We start from the raw sequence: 17,918 nt of genomic DNA, 5'->3' as shown, positions 1-17,918 counted from the left end.
GAGGAACAGTTCGCGCCGTGTTTTGCGTTTCTTGATAGTGTATTCGGCTTCGGCGAAGGTCAGTTGGCTCATGATTGAATCTGTGTATGTTGGAAATGGGGTAAATTATGCCAGACTGGAGCAGTTTTTCAGAGGTTCCCTAACATCCAGCTAGTTCTGTTTAACAAGCTGAAATAGCTAACTTTCTTATCAGTGTATTTGATTTCAGCTAGCGGAAACGATCATAAATTGAGCCATTTTGTCGAAATTTCGCTGCATCCCTCCAGCCATAAAAATAGGCTATTCGGGAAATATGGAGCTAAAAATAACTTGATTCATTGATTTAGGCAGGTATTTTTATAGTTTGAAGCTAAATCTTCCAAACAATCGCTCAGGATCTATATGCGCGCCTTTGTCACCGGCGGTACCGGCTTTCTCGGTGCCAACCTGATTGAACGGCTGATTGAGTGCGGCTGGCAGGTCACAGCCCTACATCGCCCCGAATCCGACACCCGACTGGCGCATAGTTTTGGCGCGGAGCTGGTGGAAGGCTCTTTGACAGACATCAATTCCCTGCAGCGGGCAGTGACGGAAAATATCGATGCGGTATTTCACCTGGCCGCCAATACCAGCATGTGGCGGGGCGGGCAGGCCCAACAGTGGCGCGACAATGTGGAGGGCTCGGCCACTCTGGCGCGGGTGGCGCGGCAGAAAAACGCCGGGCGAATGATAGTGACCAGCTCCATCTCCGCCTATGGCTATCAGAAAAACCCTATCGATGAGCAGAGTCCACAATTGGCTGATGATCCTCGCCACGGCTACCTCTACACAAAAAAAAGGGCCGAAATCGCCGTTCGCAAAGAGATAGAGCAAGGGCTGGATGCGGTTTTCCTGAACCCCTGTGCCATAGTGGGCAAGTACGATGTGACCGGCTGGGCGCAGACTTTTCTCCTGATGGCCGGAAACCGGCTTCCCGGGGTACCGCCCGGCAGTGGCTCTTTCTGTCATGTGGCGGAAGTGGCACAGGCGCATATCGATGCTTTTGCCCGGGGGCGCTGTGGGGACAATTATATTCTGGCCGGCATCGACGCCAGCTTTCTGGAGTTTTTTGCCACCATCGCCCGTTTGCTGAACAAGCCGGAACCAAAACGCACCACACCTGCCGCCGCAATTTACGGGCTTGGCTGGCTATCCGATCTTGTGTCGCGCTTTACCGGCCGCGAACCGGCGATAACCCCCGAGAAAGCCACACTGGTCAACCGCTGTCTTATCGCCCGCTGCGACAAAGCGCGCCGCGAGCTCGGCTATAGCGGCGACGTACCTCTCGAAACCATGTTGCGCGAAAGCCGCGACTGGCTGCTCACACGGGGCCTGTTGCCGTCTGACGAAAACCAAACCGTGAAGGAGACCTCTCATTGAATCGGGGCAACATCATTTTTGTCCTGGTAATGCTGCTGCTGGTTTTGCAGCTGATCCAGCACTATTTTTTTTCCGCCGGACAGTGACCGGACCCAACTGAAGGGAGATGACTCTTTGGCAGATAAACGCTGTGGCTGGTGTCTGTCCACGCCTTTGTACCAACAATACCACGATGCAGAGTGGGGTCGTCCGGTAACTGACGATGCCACCCTGTTTGAATTTTTGCTGCTTGAAGGGGCCCAGGCCGGTTTATCCTGGATAGCGGTGCTCAACAAGCGGGAGGGTTACCGCAAGTTGTTCGACCATTTTGACGCGGAGAAAATCGCCCGCTATACGCCGCGTAAAATAGAGCGATTGCTGCAGAACCAGCGTATCATCCGCAATCGTCGCAAAGTGGAGTCGGCGGTTGGGAATGCCAGAGCCTACCTGGCCCTGCGCGATGCGGGTACCAGCCTGGCGGACTTCCTGTGGCAGTTTGGCGACGGGCGCGTCAAGGTGAACCGGTTTCGCAGCCTTGCGGAGGTACCCGCGTCCACCCCGGAATCCGATGCCATGAGTCGCGCTCTCAAGAAAGCCGGCTTCAGTTTTGTCGGCTCCACCATTATGTACGCCCATATGCAGGCCACCGGTATGGTGAACGATCACCTGGTCACCTGTCCCGGTCACCGTCGCTGCAAAGAGGAAGCGAGGGCAAAAAACCTTCTCTGAGTCGCTGCAGGAACTGCGCAACACAGGGGGCAATCGCTGGTCCCGGGATTCCTTCGCCTCGACGCAAGTGCCTTGCACAGCCCCGGCTTTGGGTCGACGTCAACCCTGTTTCATGTCAGAGTAGCCACGTTTTTCCGTGTGCACAATTTGACCGAGATACACCCATGCTTAAAGAACTGCATAGCCCCTTGATCCCCAGTCTGCTCGCACTCGCCATCCTCAGTGGATGCCAGGGTGATGAGGTTGCCCAAAACAGCAACGCTGTACCGGCTGAGAGCACCCTCGTCGCCGAGACTACCGCTGCGATGGATCCCGCCGCAGAGAGCAAACGCTTGACCAAATGGCTGGACGAGCGTTACGAGGAGCAGTTGCAGTTCAGCCCCATACAACTCAGCTATCTGGGCCGCAAGGAGAAGTACGACCAGATCGACGATATGAGTGAGGCCGCGGAGGCCCGCCGGCTGGCCTGGTATGGCAAGACCGTCGAGGACCTGAAGCGGGACTTCGACTATAACGAGCTGTCGGACATCGGCAAGGAATCCTACGATCTGTGGATTTTTCAGTACAAGCAGGCCAAAGCCGCGGAACCTTTTAAACGCTATTCCTATTTCGCCGGTGAGCTGGGTGGCCCGGAAGCGGACCTCCCCACCTTCCTGATCAATATTCACAAGGTCGATTCCGAACAGGATATGCGGGCTTACGTGTCCCGTCTCGACGGTATCTCGCGGGCCATGGAGCAGTTGCTGGAGCGTGCCAAGCTGGCCGCCGCTGACGGCATCCGTCCGCCGCGCTTCGCCTACGATCTGGCCATGGAGCGGGCACAGAAAGTCATTACCGGAGCACCGTTTCAGGGCGAAGGCGATTCGCCGCTGTATGCCGACGCCAAAGGCAAGATCGAAGCGCTGAAAAAAGACGGCAAGATAGATGAGAAGACCGCGCAAGACCTGGAAGTCCAGGTGCGCAAGAGCCTGATGGAGCGGTTCAAGCCGGCTTACGATGCGTATATCAGCTGGGTACAGGAGGACCGCGACAATGCCAGCGAGGAACCCCAAGGCGTATCCAGCCTGCCCAACGGCAAAGCCTTCTACAACAACCGCCTGGCCAATTACACCACCCTCGACCTGACTGCCGACCAGGTCCACCAGATTGGTCTCGACGAAGTCGCCCGCATCCGCAAGGAGATGGAGGCCATCAAGGAGCAGGTGGGCTTCGAGGGCAGCCTGCAGGAATTTTTCACCTTTGTGCGCGACGACGACCAGTTCTATTACCCCAACACGGACGAGGGCCGCAACGGCTACCTGAACGACACCCGTGCCTTCCTCGGCCAGATAGAGCACAAGCTGCCGGATTACTTCGGCATACTGCCAAAAGCCAAGCTGGAGGTTAAGCGGGTGGAGCCATTCCGCGAAGTGGACGGTGGAGCCCAGCACTACCAGCCCGGCACTCCGGACGGTTCGCGTCCCGGTGTCTACTATGTGCACATGTCGGATATGAGCGCCTACTCGAAAAACGATATGGAGACCACTGCCTATCACGAGGGCCTGCCCGGTCACCATATGCAGATCTCCATCGCCCAGGAACTGGAGGACATTCCCCAGTTCCGCACCCAGGCCTTCTTCACACCCTACATCGAGGGCTGGGCACTCTACTCTGAAAAACTCGCCAAGGAGATGGGTCAATTCCAGGACCCCTACAAGGACTTTGGTCGCCTGACGGCGGAGATGTGGCGGGCCATCCGCCTGGTGGTGGATACCGGTCTGCACGCAAAAGGCTGGTCCCAGGAACAGGCGGTGCAGTACTTCCTCGACAATGCCGCGGTCCCCGAGAGCGCAGTGCGGTCCGAGGTGCGCCGTTACCTGACTCTGCCCGGCCAGGCCACCTCCTACAAGATCGGAATGCTCGAAATTCTCGAACTGCGCGACAAGGCCAAGAAAACCCTCGGCGACAAGTTCGACATTCGCGGTTTCCACGACGCCGTCCTGGGTGGCGGGGCATTGCCGCTGCCGATGTTGGAAGAGCGGGTAAACCACTGGGTGGAAAGCGTACAGCAGTCCTAACCCCTCCCATACCTGCAAGCATAAAAAGCCGGGGTTTATCACTCCGGCTTTTTTTGTGCCCCCTTTTGTCTTTTATTGTGTGCGCCGTTAGCATCCGCTTATTAATCAACAATGGAGTCCACTGTCATGAAGCAAACTCTGGCCTTATCGCGATTCGGCTTTGCGGCCACCCTTATGCTCGCCTGCGGCACCGCAACCGCGGCCGATGTGATCCTGGACCGCATCGACAGTGACCGGCAGGCGTTCCGGGTTGTGCGCCTGGCCGGCGACCTGCACCACCCCTGGGCAGTGGCGCAATTGCCCGATGGCCGCTTTCTGGTGAGCGAGCGGCGGGGCAAACTGGCGCTGGTGGAAGGCGACAAAGTGCAGTATCTCCAGGGTGTGCCCGAAGTATCCGCACTGGGCCAGGGCGGACTGCTGGACGTGGTGCTGCACCCGCAATATGGGGACGGTGAGCACGACTGGATATACATGACCTTCTCCAAGCCCGGAAAAGGCGGAACCGCCAGCGCCGTGGCCCGGGCGCGCCTGGGGGATGGCACCCTGACGGATTTTGAGGAGGTCTTCGTACAGAATCGTTTCTCCACCCCCGGGCGCCACTACGGTTCGCGCCTGGCGTGGCTTGCGGACGGCACCCTGCTGATGACCATCGGCGATCGCGGCGTGGAACCGCCGCGGGCCCAGGATATCAACGACCACGCCGGCAGTGTGCTGCGAATGACCGAAACCGGTGCCGTGCCCGATGACAACCCTTTTGCCGGCGATGTGCCCGGGGCGGATGAACTCTACAGTTTTGGCAACCGCAACATTCAGGGGCTGACCGTAACCGCCGACGGGCATATCTGGGCCAGTGAGCACGGGGCCCTGACCGGAGACGAGCTGAACCTGATTCAGGCCGGTGTCAATTACGGCTGGCCCAAGGTCACCCGCAGCAAGGACTACAGCACAAAGGAACCCATTGGCGTACCGTCTATGGCAGGTGTGCGCGATGCGGAACTCATTTACGACGGCCGTTTCGCCCCCTCGGGTCTGGACCAGGTGGAGAGTGAACAGTTTTCCAGTTGGAGCGGCGATTTGCTGGCGGGCGGCCTCGGCAGTGAAAAGCTGCTGCGGGTCGCGCTCGATGGCAAACAGATAAAAGACTCCGAAGTCCTACTGCAGGGACAATTGGGGCGTATACGGGATGTGCGCCAGGGCCATGATGGTTATATTTACCTACTTACCGACCGCACCGACGGCGGTCTCTATCGCCTGGAACCGGTCGAATAATTAAAACCACAGCCGTCAAAGGGAGGCTAACTGTGAAAAAACTGCAGTTTCTGCTGCTGGGTTTGCTAATGGCCGTCGCTGGCGTTGCCAGCGCGGAGCCCACGGATATCGTGGTGCGGGCCAAAGCCAGGGATGCCAAATTTATCGGCACTTCCATTGGGGGGGCCATGGTGCGTATCCGCGCGGCGGACACTGGCGAGCTGCTCGCCGAAGGCCTGACCCGGGGCAGCACCGGCAGTACCGACAAAATCATGCGACAACCCCACCGCCGCTTCGAATCCTTTGCCGAGGGCGCGGCGTCCTTCACTGCGACACTGGACATCAGTGAGCCAGTGTTTATAACCATCGAGGTGGCCGCACCCTATATCAAGAAGCAGGCCCGGGTGCTGTCCCAGACCCAAACCTGGCTGATCCCGGGCAAACCGATCGACGGAGATGGCATCACTGTGGAAGTGCCGGGCCTGATCGTGGATCTGCTGAGCCCGCAGACCCACAGGTACACCAGCCCGGACGAGGCTCCGTTCGAGATTCGCGCCAATGTGGTAATGATGTGCGGATGTCCCATCACGTCCGGGGGACTGTGGAATGGCGAAACCCTGGAAGTCGCGGCGATGGTGCAAAAAGATGGAACCCCTTTCGGCACAATTCCAATGAAAATGGACGGTGACAACACTTTTACCGCGTCGCTGCAAACCGATGGCGCCGGTGTCTATCAATTGCTGGTCTACGCCTATGACCCGAAAACCGGCAATACGGGTGTCGACCAGGTGAGCTTTATCGTGCGCTAGCACAACCCAGTGAGGATACTTCCAGCGGGCCCGACCACCAGGGCGGGCGGGGCAAGCCACTGTTTGTTAACCCGGCAACTGAATAGATTCGCGGGTTAATGTGATACAGGAAAGCGAGGGCCTCCAAGTAATTGGCTAGGCTTAGGGGATACTCAATACCCCAGTGGAACAGTGCCATGAAAAAACTGGGCCCAGAGGCCCTTCAACGCGCTCACAGACCTGAAAATATCGCCGCTCGGCTGCGGCAGCCTCCGCCCTCGCCAAAAATCTCCGACTTAGTACTGGGTGCCATCGACGGTTGCGTGACCACCTTTGCGATTGTCGCCGGTGCTTTCGGTGCCGGTTTCTCCGCGACCGTAGTGGTGGTTCTAGGCCTGGCCAACCTGCTGGCCGATGGCTTTAGTATGGCGGTAAGCAATTACGAAGCGGTGGACGCCGAACTCGCCCATGCGGAAGCTGCGCGACGCACGGAGGAACAGCATATCCAACTGGTACCGGAAGGGGAGCGCGAGGAAATCCGACAGATCTTTGCCGCCAAGGGGTTTCACGGTCAAACCCTGGAAAAAATAGTCGCCACCATCACCGCTGACCGGCGCCTGTGGATCGATACCATGTTGAGCGAAGAGTACGGAATAGGGCGCTCCCGCAGCAGCCCGCTGGGCTCCGCCCTGGTGACTTTTTTCGCATTTGTCACCGTCGGCGCTATGCCGTTGCTCCCCTATTTCCTGTCCACAGCAACACCCCGGGAACAGTTTCTCAGCAGCTGCGTACTGGCCGCCGCCATGTTCTTCCTGACCGGTATGTGCAAGAGCCTGGTATACGCAACCAATGTTGTTACCGCCGGCCTCAAGACGCTTTTACTGGGCGGCGCGGCGGCTGGGTTGGCTTACCTGGTCGGCTTTCTGGTACGCGCGGCGGTACCCGCGCCCATCTGAGCGGCAGCAGTGGTTCAGCTGTCTTTCACTCCCTGCCGTTGGAATCCCATTGGCAGGGCGCGTTTGACGGAGCCTTTGCAGCCTCAGGTCGGTATGACTCCCCCTATCAATAACGGCCAACTGCACGTTTAGTCAGAAGAGGCCACAAGTACCCAGCTCCTGGTTACAGGAGCAGGGCACCTGTGGGGCCTTCAATATTGAAACCCTCAGCCCCGGCAGCAGAAAAGGCTATCAGTGAACCGGTGCCAATTCGCGCAAAATACCCGCCACTGTGGGCGCCTCGTCGATATTGATCTCCGCGTGCAGACGCTGGCCAGTCTCGGCGGCGCTGATCAGTCCGCGCACATGGTGCATCTCTGTATCCACCACCAGGCAGTCCTTTTGCCCATCCCGGCGCATAGCCCCCAGTACTTCGCGGATCCTGCTTTTAGACACCTGTTCGTAGCTGAGCATTTTCAGTTGACTGCGGGGACGCATCAGGTCAGCAACCGTCAGCTCATCCCGCTTCATGCCCGCCGCCACAAATTGCATGACACGCTGGGAACTGATGTCCTCCGCAGTCAGCAAGCCGCTAAAACGGCCCTCATTATCAACCACCAGCACCGTGTTCAGGTGCCCCGCCTGCATCACTTTTGCGGCATCGGCGGCGGCCACGGACGGGGTCAACAATGGCGGATGGTGATCTTTGAAATCCGTGACAAAGCTGAGTGCGGGGGAATCCAGGGACAGTTCGCTGAAATTCTCCGGGTAAACCAATTGATCAAGGTCTTCAAGTTGTAAAAAATCCAGGTTTTTCATGGCGTTAACTCACATCATTCGATTCTGCGACCTAAGCGTCGCTCCGACAGCGCGCACAATGGTTGCCAACGGTGGGGAACGCCACCGCGCGGCTGCTGTGTGTTTAGATGGGGTTACGCCAGGGGAGGAGCCCTGATGGCCTTGCTGCCCCGAGTGGCGGGCAGGGTGGGGCGGTTATAAGGGAGAGTATATGGACAGAATTTGCAGGGGCGCTGGAAGCTGAAAACAGTGGCCGGAGGGCTGTCCTCAACACCCTCATTGCGGGGGGTGGACCGCTCTTCGGTCTGCTGAGAGCCTGTGTAAGCGATTGTGTCCCGCGAGTCGAGCAGGCCCGTCTCCGCGCGCACCGCGTCAACCATCAGCAGCGATTGCGATACCAGGAGTAAAAGGAGCCAACTTCGCATGAAAGCTTTCCTACAGTGCAGGGGAAGAGACCTGTGACAGTAGACTGCAATTGCCCTTGCAGGGTTCCCGCCCGGCCATCACCCAGGGTGCGGTGACATCAGCTTCATAGTTACAAACATCTTGCGCCTTTTTCCTCCCACCGTCCAGTTTCCACCCCTGGCGTTTCTTGAACAACAACGGAGACTTGGTCATTTCACAAGATCATCAAGTCGGCAACTCTATAAATTTCCGGGTTAATAGTGACCGGTAACTTGCTACAGAGTGCTTTCCTTCAAGTTTGTCGTCCACTCCCAGGATAATGACTCGCCGGTCGGCGATAATAGGCGAACAGGTCCTCGCTTGGTCACTAGTTCATCCACACGATAGGTGGCAACGAAGTGAGCAAGGCAAGCGCCACTTTTAGCTGCAGCCCTTCCCTTGTATTTCTCCAACCGTTATCTTCACAGACTGGATGCCCCACCATTGAGGGTGGTGCCGAACGCTTTGAGTTCCGGTAACAGGTATGGGGTAATCCGAGTAGTGCCGGCTGGCAACTTCTGAGCCTTTCTGTGCCAGCGATACGAGTGTGCACTGAATGCTATCGAAAGAGATGTATCGCAATTGTTGCGCCCTTGAATCCGTACACCAAATAAAAAATCAATCATTTGGCCAGCGGCCACCTGGCCAGGTCCGAACAATGAAGCCACTTGCAGCTGCTATCTGAACTGCGCACTTAAAATAAAAGCAAATATAAATACCCAATACGCAGTCCCCATTAAATTACCCAACATATTGGTTGGTGGCGATACCTCTATTGCTTCCGGGCCAGCCGTACGCAATCTATCGCTTCGTATCAGTCGCGTATTACCCGTGCAATCGCTGTCGTGGTGCGCTACCGCCAGAACAGATTTAGGAGAATCCTATATGCATATGGGAAAACTCACGCCATTGATTTTCGCTGCACTAATCACTCAGCCGGCGTTCGCCCAACTGCTCGACAAATCGCTGGTAGATGAAAACAACAACATTAAGGCCCCGGGCGGTACCATCGGAAAATCATTACAGGGACAAATTGGCGCAGGCCAGGGTGCCGTCGATATCCCAGGGTCATCCATATATTTGATCAAACGTGATCCCGCCCGCTCGATCAGGCGGGGGCGTCAGCTGTTTCAGCGCAAATTCTCAATAGCAGAAGGTGTCGGGCCGCGCGTCAATCCACCATCGAATGGGGACGTTACCCAGATGCGGGCACTGGGCGCCGGGCTGGCCGACAGCTGCGCTGCCTGCCACGGCAGACCCAGAGGGGCTGCCGGATTTGGTGGCGACGTGGCCACCAGGCCGGACAGCCGCGATGCCCCACATCTGTTCGGGCTTGGACTTATGGAGCAATTGGCCGATGAAATGACTGCCGAATTGCGCGCTATAAGAGCCATGGCAATCGACGAAGCCGTCAACGGCGTGCCAGGAGAAACTTTTGTCGAAGCAGACTTCGAGGGGGGCACCGACGGCTTCCAGTTCGTGGATGACCCGTTTGGCACCAACCAACCTGGATATAGTTCCGGTCAGCTGTCCGTCGACGGCACCGATACACGCGCGGTTACGGTTTTGGGCGGTATCGACGATGCGTTCGTAACGGGTATGTCGGGTGGCTGGTCCACCACCTTCACCTTGACCGCCGCCGCTGAGGTGGTCTTTGACTTTGACTTTCGATTGATCCAGTCGTCCGAATATGAAAGCGATGAGGTCTCCAACGCAATTATCGCTATTGACGGACAGCAGACGGTACTCGCTTCCTTCACCGGAAATGGCAATGGCGGTGGGGACATGAATACCGGCATTACTAGCAGATCAATCAGCCGGACCCTGTCCGCAGGACAGCATACGGTGGTGCTGGGTGGCTCCAATACTAAGAAGACCTTCAATGACGAAGTCACTTTTATCAGCTATGGCCGGGCAGCTGTGTCCATCCCTGCCAGTGGCCCCGGCACCGTTACCAAGGATCTGTTGGCCAAAAGTGTGGAGTTCGGCTCCATCACCGCCTTCGCGGATGGCAGTCTGGACACCAGCGGTGTAGTGGGAGTCAACAACGACCTGCGTATCCGCCCCTTCTTTGCCCAGGGCGGCACCGTATCCATGCGTGAATTTATTGTCGGCGCTTTCAACGATGAAATGGGTATGCAGACGGTGGACCCGATCCTTTGTGCCGTCACCGACCCGGCGAATCCCCAGGCCATGCTCAGTCCGTCCGGTTTCCTGTACGATCCCGCCGCAGACACTTTTGAGAGACCCCCAACCTGCAGTACCGGTGCCGACCCGGACGGCGATGGCAAAACCAACGAAGTAGACGCCGCACTGCTGGATCATATGGAGTTCTACCTGCTGAATTACTTCAAACCCGGCCAGTACAAAACCAGCGCCAGAACCCAGGCCGGCAGCCAGCTGATGGACGATATAGGCTGTACCGGTTGCCATACGCGACAACTCACCATCGACGCCGACCGGCGTGTGGCCGATGTGGAAACCCAGTACGACCCCTTCCGGGGCATTTTTAACAGTTTGTTCTCCACCGCAAGCACCAGGTTTTTTCAGGTGGATGACGGCGACCTCTATCCCCTGCTACTGCCGGAGGAGAATCCCTTTGTGGTGGAAAACTTTTTCTCCGATTTAAAGCGGCACGATCTCGGCCCGGCCTTCCACGAACGGGAATACGATGGCACCAAGGTAACCCATTTTGTAACCGAGCCCCTGTGGGGCGTTGGTTCCACCGCACCCTACGGGCATGATGGCCGCAGTATCAACCTGGACCAGGTTATCAGGCGCCACGGGGGTGAAGCGGAGCTTGCCAGAAACGCCTATGTGGGACTGTCGGAGGACCAGCAGGCACAATTGCGCGAATTCCTGCAAACACTGGTGCTGTTTCCCCCGGACGACACTGCCTCCAACCTGAACCCCGGCAATCCCGGCACCAGTAATCCCCAGGATCCAGCGGAACATGGCTCCATCAACCTGGGGGCATTGTTTCAAATACCAACTGAAGGGGCGGAATAACAAAGGAAGTTTATCCCCTGGAGTCCGGGGTTGGGTTTTTCACCAGCCCCCTGGTAGCTGTCAAATAACTGAGCGGGAAGCGGCGTCCGCCGCTTCCCGCTGGGCTTGACCTTTAGTGGGCCCATGAGGCTGCCTGGTGCCCATTCATCCGGCAACTTATCTGGCCGCCGGGTGACTTCTAAAGTCCGTCGGGACCACAACTGTCCTTGAGGTAGGCAATCATCGACTCATACAGGTTTTTTTGATGGCGGTAGAAAAGAGTGTTGCTGAAGTGGTCCGCCCCCTCCAGTTCCACATATTCAAACGACTTGTTGGATTTAGCCAGAGCCTGGCGATATTTCTCCGCATGCTCCGGGGGCACACGCTGATCCACATCCCCGTGTATCAGCAAAATGGGTATATTGACCTTGGTCACCTCCTCCAGGGGGGACAGACTGTCATCCCACATGCGCAGCTGTTCTATCTTGCCCGCGCCGCGTAACCGCGAGCGATAGTAATTGACCTGCATTTGGTTATCGGATACCGCCGCACCGGCAATGGCACACTGGTAAATCTGTGCTTCCCTGCTCGCGGCAACAAGGGCGGCATAGCCACCGTAGGACCAGCCGAAGATCGCCAACCTTTCCGGATCAGCCCAACCCTGGTCTACCAGGTACAGCATACCGTCGTCTTTATCATCCTGCATCTTTTTGCCACCCTGGCCGCCGTCCATAAAGGCCGACTGGTAATGCTCCAAACCCAGGCCGCGGGAGCCACGATACTGGGGCTGCAACACCAGGTAGCCATTGTTGGCTAGCATCTGCGCCCATTCGTCGTACAGGGCCAGTTCAGACACAAAAGGGCCCCCATGGGGCATCACTATGGCCGGAAATGGCGGCTTGCCGTTGGGGATAGTCATATAGGCGGGTATAATGCGGCCGTCTCTGGCTTTATATTTGATATAGCGCACATCCGCCAGCCGGTCCGCCTCCAGCAATGGTTGGCGACTGCCGAGTTTGGTCAGCTTGCCCCTGTGAAGCAGGTAATAGGTACCCGGATCCCGGGGTCCGACATTGTAGATGGTGAGGCTTTTGCCATCCCGGGAGCGGCTGTTGATTCGTACATAGTGGGCGTTGGGAACCACCTGTTCCAGCTGTTGTTGGGTCGCCATTTCCACTTCGTCAAAGTATTCAACTTCCACATTCCCCGCCTGGTAAACCACGCCGACTACACTGTCGGCGTGCCGCCAATCATTGCTGTGAAAGCGCACCCCGGATACATCCACATCGCTGCGCCGGTATACAAGTTCGCCAAAACTATTGGAATCTAGATCGAATTCCCATAAACCCGCCTTGTCATCGCCATTGTGGGCCACTACAAACAAAGTCGACGGGTCCTCGGTATCGAAACCGGATACCGTGAAGGTCTCGAAGGAGTCTTCGCTCTGGCGATAAAACTCATTCCATCTGGCCAGGTCCGTCAGGCGCTGGTACCAGACGAACTCACCCTCGCCGATATCAAAGCCGCGCGCCAGCCAGGGATCGCCGTCGCCGTCAAACTCCATTTGTCCCATATCCAGCTTGCCGCGCAGCAACAGCTTTTTGGTCCCGGTCTTTACATTTAACTCATAGTAGGTGCGGGGCCGGAAAGCGGCCTTGAGTTTGCTTTTTTCACCACCGGGGAGATAGGAAAAGACAATGCGGTTCTCTTTGCCCGGCAGTACATTCTCAATTTCCGCACCAAGTTGGTCGTATTTTTTAAGTTTCTGACGCTTGATATCCACTGATGCCAGCAAATATTCATAGACCCCCTCATTGAAGCCCTCTATTTTGTCGCGTACCTTTTGGCGCAGTCGCATTCCCAGTACATCATTACCAACCCAGAAGAATTGTTGAATCTCCATGGGATCCGAGTTAATTCGATAGGGCTCCCCATCGAGTTTATCGGTCCGATAGACTTCAATAATCGGGTCGCCATCCTTGGTGGGTATTTTCATCAGGGCAACATGGTTGCCATCGGGGGAAATCGCCACATTGCTGATCACATGGCGCAGGGCCCAGTAATCCAGTGGATAGGGCTTGTCCTCCATAGCTAAAGCTGTAAAGCCAAGCAGCGCCCCAACTGTCAGCAGAAAGTATCTTCCTAGTTGCATAATCCTTTCTCAATCAAACCAGACGTTTATCACAACCATCGATAGAAACTAGCGAAAAAGCCCGCAAAAGCGGGCTCTTCAGTACTTGTTGTCAACTAAAAGTTTCTTTGCAGGTTCAGGAATAGAGTGCGCCCCTGCAAGTCATAGCCATAGCCTATAGGGGTATTGTTGACGGCCAGTATCTCATTGCCATCCACCTGGGGCGGTTCCTTTTCGAACACATTATTCAGGCCCAAACCCGCGGTCCAGTTGTCACCGTAATAATACAGCGAGACCGAGTGAACCACATAGTCGTCGGCAAATCCTATATCCCGGCAGTCAACCCCGCCTTGTGCAGGACCCACACAGCTATCGGAAGGCTCTCCTGTATCGGCGCTATCGAAAATATCGTTGAACTCGTCGATATCAGTGTCATCCTGCTCTACATTACCGATATATCGGGAAGTCCAGGTAAAGCGATAGTTATCGTATTCCACCCGGAATTCACCGCGCCCCTGCCAGCGAGGAAAGCCAAATGTACCGGTAAATCGGTCGATATCCGCTACCCCTTCATCATCGATATAGGTGAGGGTACGCTCCAGAACCCGGTTAAAGATCAAATTGGCGGACAGATCCAGAGGCGCACCAAACAGCGTAACCGGTTGTTCATAGCGCAGGTTGTAGTCTATGCCCCGTGCGATTTCACTGTCGCGGTTAACAAATGCCGCATCAATGAAGTCAAGGAAGCCATCAGCACCACGCACCAGCTGGGAGCAGAAAGCACTGGTTCCTTGCACATCGTTATAACAGTCATTAACCAGGAATTGGGCCGAAGGCTCGATAATGGAGTTTTCAATCTCTATATCATAGTAGGTCATGCCAAATGTCAGATTAAAATCATCAAAAAACGGCTGCTCATAGGAAAAGCCGACGGTAAAGGATTCGGAGGTTTCCTCTTCCAGGTCGAGACTTCCCCCTTCCCCCACTTCTACGCTATATGTGTTAAAACCGCTGTTTTCAAAGTTGGTGGGGTCAACTCCGCTGGCGCGACAATTTGCCAATACATAGTCCGCTCGGTTGTCCAGTTCAGGTATATAGCCTCCCGTACGCGGATCCAGCGCTCTATCTGGAATTAAACAGGGATCGAAGACCCCACCAAAGCCGGTCTGGTTTCGCAGAAAATTTTCCCGCAGATTCGGTGCGCGGTAGGAGGTGCCATAGGTGGAGCGCAATAGCAATGAATCTACCGGGCGATAGGCCAGCTTGGTGGTATTGGTCCAGGCGCCGCCGTAAAGCTCGTCTTTGGTATAGCGGGCAGACACGTTGGTTTTTAACTCCTCAGCTAAAAACCTGCCCGCCAGTACTGGAAGCTCTATCTCCACATAGGCTTCGTTGGTGTTCTTGTTGCCGGTGGCGCCACCATCGGAAAAGAAACCAAAAAACAGGCCATCCCGCGCTATATCGTCCGGCAGGGACTTGATGCGGTCATTCCGATGTTCCAGGCCCAAACCGAGGATCACATCCCCGGCGGGCAGGGTCAGTACCTTGCCGCTCGCGTAGGCGCTGAAAATCGTCTGGTAGTAGCGGGTATCAAAGTCCCGGCTATCGAACAAATAATCCCGCTCCGCCTGAGTGGCGAAGTCGCCGATTATCCCCTGGTAGAGAGAATCGGCAAACATATCCACCGGTACGCAGGTGCTCTCGCCAGGCAGGGGTGTGCAGATAAAATTGCCGGGATTGTCCGGGTCCTCGATAGTGGTTTCCAGCGACTGATCCAGACGATCTTCGCGAATACCAATACGGCTGGCTTTGCCGTCCGACTTGGTCAAAGAAGCCGCAAGCTCAAAGGACCAGTCAGACAGAGTGCCCACGTTCAGCATCGGCAGGTCACCGCGGAGGCCAGTCACAAACCTCAGCTGCGCAACCTCCACATTCGTCCGATTGCGATCACCCTGTACCGCCACTACCGGCCGTATGCGGAGCGGCCCCAGGGCGCCGACCAATTGGCCATCTTCTTCCGGAGTGACACCGTATGCGTCCACATACTGGGCAACAAAATTCGGGTTGGTCATCAACGCATCCCAGGCTAGGCCACAGTCGACGCCCCGCACCCCATCCGGGTTGCAGATGCTGAAAGGGTTGTCCGCCGGCACCCAGGGGAACAGCTGGGGCGGTCCGGAATCGATAAAATTCTCGCGCTTGGCGTAGAGGGTTTCAAAGAAGGGGGTCAGGTTGAATTCACCATCGAAAGTATACTCCCCATAGGCCATAAAGCTGCCGCGCTCCCGCTCCGGCAGCAGATGGGAAAACAGATCCCGGCCGTTGAGATCGTAGTCGTGAAAATTGATATCGGTAACCCCGTCGCCATCGCCGTCCACGCCAAACGCGCTCGAGAAGTTGGTCTCGGAGAAGCCCGGCCAGCCACCATTGCTGCTGCCGGGTGTGGAGTAGATGCTACCTCCAATTACCGTCGGCACTATCACCCTTCCAGTCAGTAGCCCGCGCCCGCAACCGCCGGTCTCCATACCATAGACCTCCCTATCGAAGGCCTCGTCGGTATAGATTCTGCCATCGGTGCCGATTTCACGGTTGACACTACAGCCGTCGGTCCACTCGCGGTCTGCCAAAGTCACTGCATTGGCGCGAAAATACTCCAGCCCCATGCCGATAAAACCGCGATCGAAGTTCTCACCCCAACTAAAACTGAGAGTGTTTTCTTCCCCCGCACTTTGTTGGGGCTTAACGCTAAACACCTCGAAATCCACACCTTCGAAGTCCTTTTTCAGGATCACATTTACAACGCCTGCGACCGCATCCGAACCATATACCGATGAGGCACCATCCAGCAGCAGGTCGTACTGTTGTACCAGCGACGCCGGTATCAGGTTGAGATCCGGCGCAACCGGTGCACCCTCCACGCCCGCCGGCGCCAGGCGGCGCCCATCCAGTAACACCAGAGTGCGCCCGGCACCGAGACCGCGCAGATCCACGGTGGATGCACCGGGACCGTTATCCAGTACAAAGCCGGCAAAAGTCAGGTCTATCTGCTGGCCAGTGGCGACGCCACTGGATTGTAAAATCGTGGAGGTATCTATGGCTCCGGCCTCCCGGGCCCCCTCCGCATCAATGATCTGAAGTGGCGCAATACTGGAGAAAGTATCGCGCCTTAGCCTGGAACCGGTGACCACCACCTGCTCTATATCACCATCCTGTATAGTGTCGGCCCCCGTCGATCCCTGCAGTTCAGCGGTCACCTCCTCTTCACTTAACGCGGTTCCTTCAGTCTCCTGGGCCAAGGCCCACGGGCTGAGCACCACCACAAGCACCGCTGTGGAGACACTCGTCAAAAACGGTAGTGTTGCGTCGTTATCTGATTTTTTCCTGATCATTTTCACCAACCCTTTGGTTTATTTGTTTTGTGATAGAGGTACCTTTCAGCCTCCTCTCTAAAACTTTTGTGACGCTTATGAGACTATTATTTGACGCCTAAAGACAAAACAACCTGAATAATGGGTTGACAAAGTGGCGCGGATTACTTTTTAGAGCGTTATTTTTAAATTTGTGTCGCGAATTTCTCTATTCGCAATTCGACCAGAAGGTAAGGTAAGGGGTGGTGAAATTAGAGCAGGGGATTACATTGAAGGTTGATTAGCCGGGGCTTGCAGGCCGCCGTCTCGAATATGAGTGTTCGGGGGGCAAATCAAACGTGTAAATGCTCGGAGTGTCGCAGCCAGTTTCCGGTCTGTATCGCTACCCCGGGCTGTGAAAAGCAATCAACTCCACTTAATTGGTCAGCCTTTCGGGGATGGCAATCCAGTCGATGAGAAATCCTGCATTGGAATGCCCGGTTAATAAATAAGTGCAATAAAAAAGCAGCCGAAGCTGCTTTTTTACCACCTGGCGATTCAATCAATCACCGGGAAAATTATGGCTTACTTGCCGGCCGCCTTGCGGATGGCCTGCAGGGTGCGGAGCCGCGCTTCAGCCTCCGCCAGCTGGGCGGAGATCCGCGCATAGTCCACTTCTGCCGGTGCCTGGTGCAGGGCGTGTGCCGCCTCTTCACGGGCTTTCTGTGCGGCCTGCTCATCGATCTCGCGCTCGGCGACATCGGCGAGGATGGTAACCATATTCGGCTGCACCTCAGCGTAGCCACCGCTGACAAAAAGGACTTCCTCTTCACCACCCTGCTTGATGATACGCACCGGTCCCGGCTTGAGCATGGTCAGCAGCTGGGCGTGCCCGTAGGAGATGCCCAGCTCGCCCTCGACACCGCTTACGACCACCATCTCCACCAGTCCGGAGAAGAGGGATTCCTCAGCGCTTACAATGTCGCAATGTACAGTCATAGCCATCTAGGCTACCTCATTTTGTGGTAGTTGGCTCGAAAGACCCGCCTGGGCGGAGCATCGCGTGGCGGGCCTTT

At 56.3% G+C, this 17,918-nt stretch carries 12 protein-coding genes; 7 read left to right on the top strand and 5 right to left on the bottom strand.

Going from position 1 to position 17,918, the window contains the following annotated elements; translation table 11 throughout:
- Positions 1–381: 381 nt before the first annotated feature.
- The 6 genes from AB1S50_RS12000 to AB1S50_RS11975 all read left to right on the top strand — a co-directional run bounded on the left by AB1S50_RS12000 (position 382) and on the right by AB1S50_RS11975 (position 7,155).
- Positions 382–1,398, top strand: a complete 1,017-nt coding sequence (locus tag AB1S50_RS12000; protein ID WP_367150967.1) for an SDR family oxidoreductase — start codon at positions 382–384, stop codon at positions 1,396–1,398.
- Positions 1,399–1,512: 114 nt separating this feature from the next.
- On the top strand, positions 1,513–2,106 hold the full coding sequence (locus tag AB1S50_RS11995; RefSeq protein WP_367150966.1) for a DNA-3-methyladenine glycosylase I: 594 nt from the start codon (positions 1,513–1,515) through the stop codon (positions 2,104–2,106).
- Between the two features lie 164 nt (positions 2,107–2,270).
- Positions 2,271–4,163, top strand: coding sequence for a DUF885 domain-containing protein (locus AB1S50_RS11990; protein ID WP_367150965.1), 1,893 nt, complete (start codon positions 2,271–2,273; stop codon positions 4,161–4,163).
- A gap of 126 nt (positions 4,164–4,289) precedes the next feature.
- The gene (locus AB1S50_RS11985; protein WP_367150964.1) at positions 4,290–5,432 is read left to right on the top strand and encodes a PQQ-dependent sugar dehydrogenase; all 1,143 of its coding nucleotides are present in this window, start codon (positions 4,290–4,292) and stop codon (positions 5,430–5,432) included.
- A gap of 32 nt (positions 5,433–5,464) precedes the next feature.
- Positions 5,465–6,220, top strand: coding sequence for a hypothetical protein (locus tag AB1S50_RS11980; RefSeq protein ID WP_367150963.1), 756 nt, complete (start codon positions 5,465–5,467; stop codon positions 6,218–6,220).
- A 176-nt stretch (positions 6,221–6,396) separates the two neighbouring features.
- Positions 6,397–7,155, top strand: coding sequence for a VIT1/CCC1 transporter family protein (locus AB1S50_RS11975; RefSeq protein WP_367150961.1), 759 nt, complete (start codon positions 6,397–6,399; stop codon positions 7,153–7,155).
- Between the two features lie 231 nt (positions 7,156–7,386).
- Here AB1S50_RS11975 and AB1S50_RS11970 read toward each other — a convergent pair whose 3' ends face one another.
- Both AB1S50_RS11970 and AB1S50_RS11965 read right to left on the bottom strand, forming a co-directional pair.
- Entirely contained in the window at positions 7,387–7,953 is a 567-nt protein-coding gene (locus tag AB1S50_RS11970; protein WP_367150959.1) for a CBS domain-containing protein, read from the bottom strand.
- A 113-nt stretch (positions 7,954–8,066) separates the two neighbouring features.
- Complete coding sequence (locus AB1S50_RS11965) at positions 8,067–8,357, bottom strand: hypothetical protein (RefSeq protein ID WP_367150958.1); 291 nt, start codon at positions 8,355–8,357, stop codon at positions 8,067–8,069.
- A gap of 904 nt (positions 8,358–9,261) precedes the next feature.
- On the opposite strand from AB1S50_RS11965, the gene AB1S50_RS11960 reads away from it, so the two are divergent.
- Positions 9,262–11,385: a di-heme oxidoredictase family protein gene (locus tag AB1S50_RS11960; protein WP_367150957.1), complete on the top strand. Its 2,124-nt coding sequence runs from the start codon at positions 9,262–9,264 to the stop codon at positions 11,383–11,385.
- A 178-nt stretch (positions 11,386–11,563) separates the two neighbouring features.
- Here AB1S50_RS11960 and AB1S50_RS11955 read toward each other — a convergent pair whose 3' ends face one another.
- The 3 genes from AB1S50_RS11955 to AB1S50_RS11945 form a co-directional block, all read right to left on the bottom strand.
- Positions 11,564–13,516 (bottom strand): alpha/beta hydrolase family protein, encoded by a 1,953-nt coding sequence (locus AB1S50_RS11955; RefSeq protein ID WP_367150956.1) that lies wholly within the window; start codon positions 13,514–13,516, stop codon positions 11,564–11,566.
- Between the two features lie 95 nt (positions 13,517–13,611).
- The gene (locus tag AB1S50_RS11950; protein WP_367150955.1) at positions 13,612–16,884 is read right to left on the bottom strand and encodes a TonB-dependent receptor domain-containing protein; all 3,273 of its coding nucleotides are present in this window, start codon (positions 16,882–16,884) and stop codon (positions 13,612–13,614) included.
- Between the two features lie 543 nt (positions 16,885–17,427).
- Positions 17,428–17,847, bottom strand: coding sequence for a F0F1 ATP synthase subunit epsilon (locus AB1S50_RS11945; RefSeq protein WP_367150954.1), 420 nt, complete (start codon positions 17,845–17,847; stop codon positions 17,428–17,430).
- Positions 17,848–17,918 lie beyond the last annotated feature (71 nt).

The organism is Microbulbifer discodermiae (assembly GCF_040742695.1).
Lineage (GTDB): Bacteria > Pseudomonadota > Gammaproteobacteria > Pseudomonadales > Cellvibrionaceae > Microbulbifer.
Note: the sequence above shows the minus strand (reverse complement) of the source record. Positions and strands in the feature narration are given on the sequence as shown.

Bases quoted from the DNA above. Each gene is read 5' to 3' on its own strand.
- AB1S50_RS12000 (WP_367150967.1), top strand. From the start codon at position 382: ATGCGCGCCTTTGTCACCGGCGGTACCGGCTTTCTCGGTGCCAACCTG.
- AB1S50_RS11985 (WP_367150964.1), top strand. From the start codon at position 4,290: ATGAAGCAAACTCTGGCCTTATCGCGATTCGGCTTTGCGGCCACCCTT.
- AB1S50_RS11975 (WP_367150961.1), top strand. From the start codon at position 6,397: ATGAAAAAACTGGGCCCAGAGGCCCTTCAACGCGCTCACAGACCTGAA.
- AB1S50_RS11990 (WP_367150965.1), top strand. From the start codon at position 2,271: ATGCTTAAAGAACTGCATAGCCCCTTGATCCCCAGTCTGCTCGCACTC.
- AB1S50_RS11960 (WP_367150957.1), top strand. From the start codon at position 9,262: ATGCATATGGGAAAACTCACGCCATTGATTTTCGCTGCACTAATCACT.
- AB1S50_RS11970 (WP_367150959.1), bottom strand. From the start codon at position 7,953: ATGAAAAACCTGGATTTTTTACAACTTGAAGACCTTGATCAATTGGTT.
- AB1S50_RS11965 (WP_367150958.1), bottom strand. From the start codon at position 8,357: ATGCGAAGTTGGCTCCTTTTACTCCTGGTATCGCAATCGCTGCTGATG.
- AB1S50_RS11945 (WP_367150954.1), bottom strand. From the start codon at position 17,847: ATGGCTATGACTGTACATTGCGACATTGTAAGCGCTGAGGAATCCCTC.
- AB1S50_RS11955 (WP_367150956.1), bottom strand. From the start codon at position 13,516: ATGCAACTAGGAAGATACTTTCTGCTGACAGTTGGGGCGCTGCTTGGC.
- AB1S50_RS11950 (WP_367150955.1), bottom strand. From the start codon at position 16,884: ATGATCAGGAAAAAATCAGATAACGACGCAACACTACCGTTTTTGACG.